Genomic DNA, 7,042 nt, shown 5'->3' on the forward strand with positions numbered 1-7,042 from the left:
CGTGAGCGCCTTCCCCGACCGGATTGCGCGCGAGGAAGATCCCGACGAAAAGGAACACCAGCGCCATGCCGATCGTACCCAAGACGACGATCATGGGGTCGGACTGCCACCTTCACGATGCGGCGCTGGACCTGGTCGAGGCCGCCGTGGCCGACGGGCTGCTCGACTAGTCGAGCGTCTGCCCGTCCTGGTCGCGCAGATCGTTGTGGATCGCCACCGCGGCGCGCGAGCCGGTGCCCATCGCCGTGCCGATCTGGTCCAGCCCATCGACCGCGTCGCCGGCGGCATAGACCCCGTCCAGGCTGGCGCGCTGGTGGGGATCGGTCGCATAGCACTGGCCGCCGACCAGATCGGTCCCTAGCATCCGCCCCAGGTCGTTGCGGGTGTGCGACCCTAGTGCGGCATACAGCGTCTCCATCACCTCGGTCTGGCCGTCGGCCAGCGTCAGCACCACCCGGTCGCCCGAGAAGTCAAACCTCGAGACGGGTGCCGCGACGACGCTGATCCCGGCCGCGTCGGCCTGCGCCTGGGCGTCGGGGTCCAGCCCCTCGCCGGTCAGCGAGATCATCACGATGTCCGGGCTGTAGGTGCGCAGGAACAGCGCCTCGGCCAAAGCGTGTCGGTCGCCGCCCAGCACGCCGATGCGCTTGCCGGTCTGTTCGAACGCGTCGCAGATCGGGCAATAGCGCAGCAGGCCGCGGTCGACGGCGTCGGCGTGCACGTCCTCGGGGACCGGCGGGCTGTGGTTGACCATCCCGGTCGCCAGCAGGACGGTGCGGGCGGTGATCGGGCCTGCGTCGGTCTGGGCGGTGAAGAGCCGGCCGTCGCGCCGCAGCCCGGTGACTTCCCCTCGGCGCAGATCGGCCCCGTAGCGGCGCGCCTGGTCGGCCATGTTCTCTAGCAGGTCGGCGCCGACCACGCCCTGCGGATAGCCCGCGTGGTTGTGCGAGCGCGGGATCATCTTCAGCCGCCCCTCGCCCTTGTCGACCAGCACCACCTTGCGGTGGAAGCGGCCCAGATAGATGGCCGCGGTCAGGCCGGCCGGACCGCCCCCGACGATCAGGCAGTCAATCGGTCCGGCGGCGGGGGCGTCTGACATCGGGTCTCCTTCTGCGCGGGTGGGGCGCGACGGGGCGGGGCAGGGGGGTTCAGCGCAGCCGCAACGCGCCGTCGATGCGAATCGTTTCACCGTTCAGATAGGCGTTCTCGACAATGAAGGCGGCCACCGGTGTCGATAAAGCAGTGGCTCTTGAATACGAGTTTCCTGTCCCCGATCTCAAATAGAAAAAGCAGAGAAGGTTGGATTTGAGACCCATCCCCTCCGCCAAATGCCCTGAACGAACTTGTCTTTAAGTCCGGCTTCAGCCGGATTTTTTCATTATATTCAGGGGTTATGCGACGGGAGGTCTTCACCGGTCCTGGCGCAGGTAGGCTTCATTTTGCTCTCTAGCGACCGCGGTTCTCCGAAGCTGATGACTGCGTCGGAGCGGTGGTTAGCTTGCAATAATCTGATAACATGAGACTTTTTCGATTTTACTGTGGCGTTGGGAATAAGGGCCTTCAAGAGGTGAAGGATCTCTGGTCGAACCGCATCCGCTCAGTACGTCTCCGAGAGATGGCGGAGCGACCCCACTGAAAGGGATGATCGAAGCCTGCACCGGCGCACCCCGCGGAAATGCACGCTGCCTAGGTGTTTGATCCCACAGTTTGATGGTGCGATCCTTTCCCAGGAATGGAAGGAAGCATTATGGGCCAGCGCCTCAAAAGTGCGGCACTATTAATGGTCATCTACCGCGAACAAATGCTGAAACGCGCCGGGCATCCGAGCCACATCCAATAGGCGGCATGTGTCCAGAACACCCATGAACGCTTCTCTCGCTTGCGAGATGACGGCAGGCAATCCACAGCCTTGGGAAATGCGGCATGTGCTGCAATTCACCAGGGGGTCGCCGCCTTCGGTGTGTCGTACGACTTGGCCGATGGTGATCTCGATGGCCGGCCGCGCTAGCTGCAGCCCACCCTGTCTGCCTCGCGTGGTCTGGATAAATCCCGCGCTCCCGAGGTCCTGCACGATTTTCATCAGGTGGTTCTGGGAAATGTCATGGGCCTCGGCGATCTGGCGGATCGATACCAACCTACCGTCGCTCGCTGCGAGATAGATCAACGCACGAAGGGCATAGTCGGTGTAGCGGCTCAATTTCATGAAACGTAAATACAGGTATTTTCTTCGCATGTATAGAGCTGTATAGATGCATATGAAAAGCATGTTTAGGAGAATCACATGGCCCGCTCGCTATCCTTGCAGACCATCACGGTGGTAAAAGCCACCGTTCCCGCGCTGGAGCAATACGGCCCATTGATCACCGAGACAATGTACCGGCGGCTGTTCGAAAACGACCGTATCGCCGCCCTGTTCAACCAGGCAAACCAGCAGAAAGGCACGCAACGGCTTGCCTTGGCGCATGCTGTTCTGGCCTATGCCCGCAACATCGAAAATTTGGAGGTTCTGGGCGCGGCGGTCGAACGGATTGCCCAGAAGCATATCGGCTACGCGATCCTGCCCGAGCATTATCCCTTCGTTGGCCAAGCCCTTTTAGGCGCCATTGAGGAGGTTTTGGGCGACGCCGCCACGCCCGACATCCTGGCGGCCTGGGGCGAGGCCTATTGGTTCCTGGCCGATCTGCTGATCGCGCGCGAAGCCGCTATCCGTGCCGAAATCGAGGCACAGCGCGGCGGCTGGACCGACTGGCGCCGCTTCACGGTCGCAGAGCGGCATGTCGAGGCCGACGGCATCGTATCATTCGTGCTGCGCCCCGAGGATGGCGGTCCTGTCGTTGCCCACCGACCAGGCCAATATCTGACGCTGCGCTTTGACGCGGCCGGACTGCCCGGGGTCAAGCGCAACTATTCGATCTCCAGCATGCCGAGCGACGAGAGCTATCGCATTACCGTCAAGCGCGAGGCAGAGGGAGAAGCGTCTCGCTTCCTGCATGACCATGCGTTGGTGGGGACGATCCTGGAAACGACGCCGCCCGCCGGCGACTTCCACCTGTCAGACAATCCGCCGCGGCCGGTTGTCCTTCTGTCGGGTGGGGTTGGTCTGACGCCCATGGTCAGCATGCTGGAAGTCCTGGCCCGGCGGCATCGGGACGTCCCGGTCCATTATGTTCACGGAACAAGCAGTCCTGCACACCACGCACTATCCCGGCAGGTGCAGGACGCTGCGACGCGCCACGGAAATATTGTCGTCAGTACTTTTTACGAGAGCGGCGCAGACGTCCCGGCCCATCCCGGTCGGATCAGCATGGATTGGTTGCGGACCAGCGTCCCGCTGACCGATGCCGACATCTACTTGTGCGGCCCGCGTCCGTTTCTCCGCTACTTCGTTGCGGGCCTGAGGGAGGCGGGTGTTCCTGCCGATCGGATCCACTACGAGTTCTTCGGTCCCGCGGATGAGCAGCTCGCGGCCTGATGGGTCGCAAGACCGGCACGGGGAGATCTACCTTGGAAATCGAGTTGAGAGGTGACCAGCCTATTGCTGATGCCGCGCTGATCGCCCCGCTGATGGATCTGGACGTGATCGGCTTCCAGGTTCTAATGCAGTCAGGCTGCATCAGAACCGGAGTCGAGCGCGGCACCGGGGCCGATGCAGGCAAGCTTCGTCTGACGTTTCAGTCACCAGACTGGCGCGTCAGACTGACTTGCTCCGGGGATGGCACAGTCTTGACAACGACACGGCTGAGATTGGCGCGGGATGGTGCGCACGCAGCACTAGCCGAATAAAACCCGATTTCAATATCCTATCTGTGGCGCGTGATAATCAGGAAGGCGTTGAGCGTGAGGAAACTCGCGACTTTACGCGGTCTCTGCCGCAATCAGCCCTGCGGCCTAAGAATACTCGTAACGCTCCGCAGAATAGCCGGACCCCTCGGAGAACGCGCAACAGTGTTGCAGGCATATGGCTCGTTTCGAGAACAGCAAAATCGTAAATTTCGGGGCACATCCCGTAAGGATGCGCCCCGAATTAGTTTGCGAATATCTCTGAGCTCAGCGGGTCGTGCGGGGGGTGTCGGACCGTTCGTCGTCGATCTCGACTTCCGTGTGACGTACGCTGTCGGTCACCGTTTCCTGGCGCGTATCGCTGGTTTTGCGCAGGCTAACTTCCTCGACAACGCGCGCCTCTTTTGAGACGACCGCCTCCTCGACAAACTCTTCGGCTTCGACTGTCCGGTCCTGGAACGCGGTGTCGACATCGGTGACGGCCCGATCAACCGGGCGGCGCTCCAACTCAACGCGATCCTCGCGCAAGTTTACCGTTTCGCTAACCGGTTCCTCGACGGTATACGCCCGAACGCGCACGCGCCCATGGCTGGTGTCTCGCTTGCCAACACGCAGTTGCTCTTCGACGATCGGAATGCTCTCGTCACCCGTCTTAGAGGAAGTGTCAGCATAGCTTCCGTCCGCCCCGACGGCTGACCCGACGGTCCTGGCTCCGGTCACATGGGGGCTGACTTCATAGCCACCCCAGCCTTCCGATCGCCAGCTTTCTTCGCGCTCGGCCAGGTCCACGGTGCCTTCGTCATCCAGAATGTCGAGAACCTGGTCATAGTGAGCGGCCGTCAGGCCAGTCACGGTAACGAGAACCCCACCGCGCGACAGCCCCTCGGCATAGGTGTAGCGGTCTTCGTCGGGAAAGAAGAAATCGCCAAGGCTATCCCAGAATCCCTTATCGTCGGTCGTCGAGGCTCGTTGCTCCGTGGATTGGGCAGCACCCTCGACTGTTCGGATTTGCGTACGCGATATCCCGAGCGTCTCGAGCCGCGATACGGCATTCTGGGCATCGGCGTTCGTATCGAACATGGCGGAGACGGACATGCTTCCGTTGGAAGTACCGGCTTCATTGTCATAGGTCATCGTGAGTTTCCTCTTCGCTGATGATTTGACCCTCAGTCTGAGGGCCGAGATGGTCAATCACGGCACGCTGGCGCCGGATAGTGACCGGAATGTTGGAAGTTTCCCGACGTTCGTTGCGGCGAACATGGATTTCTTCCCGCAAGACAAGCTGCCGCGTGATGACGATGCGCTCTTCGACCACGGGAATGACCGTCAGGTCCCCTTCAGTCACGATATCCGGGACGACGTCGATGTCCCGCTCGATTGGGACCCGGACCACATCTATTTCGACGTCGGAAAAATCGACAGGAACAAGGCTGTCCACCGTCTCGGTGACTGTCGAGACCCTGACCTTGTCTGTCACCCTCTTCCGCTTCGTGACCGTCAGTCGCTCTTCCATAAGCGGGACGGTCTGCTTGTCTAGGTTCTGGTTCTGGTCAGACGTCATCACATCCCTCCGTGATGCTCGACAACCTTACCGTCCACGGTTCGTTCCGGTTTCCGGTGGGCAATATAAGTTAGTCGCCACTATTGCCCTGCCGCGTCTCACGGAGTCCCTAGCCATCCGACGTATCGTGGATTGGTGCCAAGGTACCGTTCGGATTTGGCAATCTGGAGGGCGTAAGCCGACTTGGCATTTGGAGCGGAGATTAGGCTCCAAGATCCAAAGTCATGAACGGCTTGAGAGCTCTCCTCCGCAGGTTTTACATGCCCATAACGCTCACTTGGAATGCCTCAGCTTGGTTGTTACGCAAGTGTCATGAACGTATCAGTCTGGGAAGGGACGGCGATGGGCGAAGAGATATGGCTTACCATTCGCAGTGAATTTTCAGACGTACCGGATCTATCAACGTTGACGCGGATCACGGTGCGCCTGATCCTTGCAGCCATCCTGGGCGGAGTTCTCGGGTATGAACGAGAGCTGAAGGGTCGTAGCGCGGGTGTCCGCACTCATATGCTGGTTGCGGTGGGCGCAGCGCTGTTTGTCCTGGGACCTTTGCAGAGCGGGATGAAAATCGGGGACATGTCGCGCGTCCTGCAAGGCATTGTGCAGGGCATTGGTTTCATAGGGGCAGGGGCGATCATGGTACGGTCGACAAGGCATCAGATCGAGGGACTGACAACAGCCGCGAACATCTGGGCCACGGCGGGCATAGGCGTCATGGCAGGTCTCGGGCTTGAAGCGACCGCCGTTCTGTCAGCAGTCATTGTCCTGATCATCCTAGCCGCGGTACCAATCGTTCTACCAAAACCGACTGCGGCACGTGGTGATAAAGAGGACCGATGACATACGGGACTGTTCGTGTCTTCGAGCTGGCGCTCTAAAACCAGGCTATTCGCTGCCATCGGTTACTACCGGAACTAAAAGACGGTCCTGACGCTTCCGCGTGATCGCCGCCCTGATGGCGCAAGATCAACAAGGAAGGGATCATCCATGAGCCCGAACGGTCACAACAACAAACATTCTCCCAACGCCGCGCCGTCGAGGAAGCGGACAAGGAGGCTGCACGATATGCTGCGCGCCACCGCCATCTCCCCGTGGTCAGAACGCTTGGGACGGCCAACGAGATCACTGATTAGATCCCGCTGTCGATTGTCTGTGCCGCAATGATCTGGGAGCAGTTTTGCGCACTCTTCAGAGGAGTGCGAGCAACTGAACTGGATCGAATAATATTTTCTTGGTAAAACTACGCATGCCAGACGACTCCCAGATCCCCAACCCCTTCCCTCTCGACTTCGACATCGAAGAGGGCCCCTGCTTGGTTTGCAAGTCGGAATTGGATGCGGGCTGGATCTGTACAAACTGCGGTGCCGATCATTTTCAGGGCGTCATGTTGTTGATCGGATATGGCGCGCCGCGAAAAAGCGGCTCATGTCCTGGCAGCTTAAATCCCGCCGATTAATCTGAATCGGATGCGCAGCCTGTCTCAACGTCAGGCTTATATTGGCGACCTGCTATTGACCTTTTAGTCTGCACTTTGTGTAAGTGATATCGTCACTTTCACCCTGCTTAAAGGTAAGGTCCAGCAATGTTCATCGAACTCACCAATTGTGACGCTGAACAACCAGTGACTATCGTAAGCGCGACGTCGCGGCCCTATGCGGTGAGGCTTGACGGCTGTGCGTGCCGCCAGGGCATGAGGTCTTC

At 60.0% G+C, this 7,042-nt stretch carries 7 protein-coding genes; 3 read left to right on the forward strand and 4 right to left on the reverse strand.

What is annotated here, in order from left to right; genetic code table 11:
* Positions 1-166: 166 nt before the first annotated feature.
* Positions 167-1,099, reverse strand: a complete 933-nt coding sequence (locus FHD68_RS08020) for an NAD(P)/FAD-dependent oxidoreductase (RefSeq protein WP_127898216.1) — start codon at positions 1,097-1,099, stop codon at positions 167-169.
* Positions 1,100-1,777: 678 nt separating this feature from the next.
* Complete coding sequence (locus FHD68_RS08025) at positions 1,778-2,203, reverse strand: RrF2 family transcriptional regulator (RefSeq protein ID WP_127899330.1); 426 nt, start codon at positions 2,201-2,203, stop codon at positions 1,778-1,780.
* 96 nt (positions 2,204-2,299) lie between these two features.
* Between FHD68_RS08025 and hmpA the strand changes: the two genes are divergently transcribed.
* Together hmpA and FHD68_RS08035 are read left to right on the forward strand one after the other, a co-directional pair.
* Positions 2,300-3,472, forward strand: coding sequence for an NO-inducible flavohemoprotein (gene hmpA, locus FHD68_RS08030; protein ID WP_244297797.1), 1,173 nt, complete (start codon positions 2,300-2,302; stop codon positions 3,470-3,472).
* 32 nt (positions 3,473-3,504) lie between these two features.
* A complete protein-coding gene (locus FHD68_RS08035) occupies positions 3,505-3,783 on the forward strand; it encodes a DUF6522 family protein (protein ID WP_127898218.1) in 279 nt (92 codons plus the stop codon).
* A gap of 264 nt (positions 3,784-4,047) precedes the next feature.
* Here FHD68_RS08035 and FHD68_RS08040 read toward each other — a convergent pair whose 3' ends face one another.
* Together FHD68_RS08040 and FHD68_RS08045 are read right to left on the reverse strand one after the other, a co-directional pair.
* The gene (locus FHD68_RS08040; protein ID WP_127898219.1) at positions 4,048-4,914 is read right to left on the reverse strand and encodes a YsnF/AvaK domain-containing protein; all 867 of its coding nucleotides are present in this window, start codon (positions 4,912-4,914) and stop codon (positions 4,048-4,050) included.
* Positions 4,904-5,341, reverse strand: coding sequence for a YsnF/AvaK domain-containing protein (locus FHD68_RS08045; protein ID WP_127898220.1), 438 nt, complete (start codon positions 5,339-5,341; stop codon positions 4,904-4,906). The genes FHD68_RS08040 and FHD68_RS08045 overlap by 11 nt, the downstream gene beginning before the upstream one ends.
* Before the next feature lie 342 nt (positions 5,342-5,683).
* On the opposite strand from FHD68_RS08045, the gene FHD68_RS08050 reads away from it, so the two are divergent.
* Positions 5,684-6,181, forward strand: coding sequence for an MgtC/SapB family protein (locus FHD68_RS08050; protein WP_164871410.1), 498 nt, complete (start codon positions 5,684-5,686; stop codon positions 6,179-6,181).
* Positions 6,182-7,042: the final 861 nt, after the last annotated feature.

The sequence above is a fragment of the Paracoccus marcusii genome, assembly GCF_006151785.1.
Taxonomy (GTDB): domain Bacteria; phylum Pseudomonadota; class Alphaproteobacteria; order Rhodobacterales; family Rhodobacteraceae; genus Paracoccus; species Paracoccus marcusii.

What these genes read in the sequence shown, in the direction of transcription:
- FHD68_RS08020 (WP_127898216.1), bottom strand. Translation starts at nt 1,099, where the DNA reads ATGTCAGACGCCCCCGCCGCCGGACCGATTGACTGCCTGATCGTCGGG.
- FHD68_RS08025 (WP_127899330.1), bottom strand. Translation starts at nt 2,203, where the DNA reads ATGAAATTGAGCCGCTACACCGACTATGCCCTTCGTGCGTTGATCTAT.
- FHD68_RS08040 (WP_127898219.1), bottom strand. Translation starts at nt 4,914, where the DNA reads ATGACCTATGACAATGAAGCCGGTACTTCCAACGGAAGCATGTCCGTC.
- FHD68_RS08045 (WP_127898220.1), bottom strand. Translation starts at nt 5,341, where the DNA reads ATGACGTCTGACCAGAACCAGAACCTAGACAAGCAGACCGTCCCGCTT.
- FHD68_RS08050 (WP_164871410.1), top strand. Translation starts at nt 5,684, where the DNA reads ATGGGCGAAGAGATATGGCTTACCATTCGCAGTGAATTTTCAGACGTA.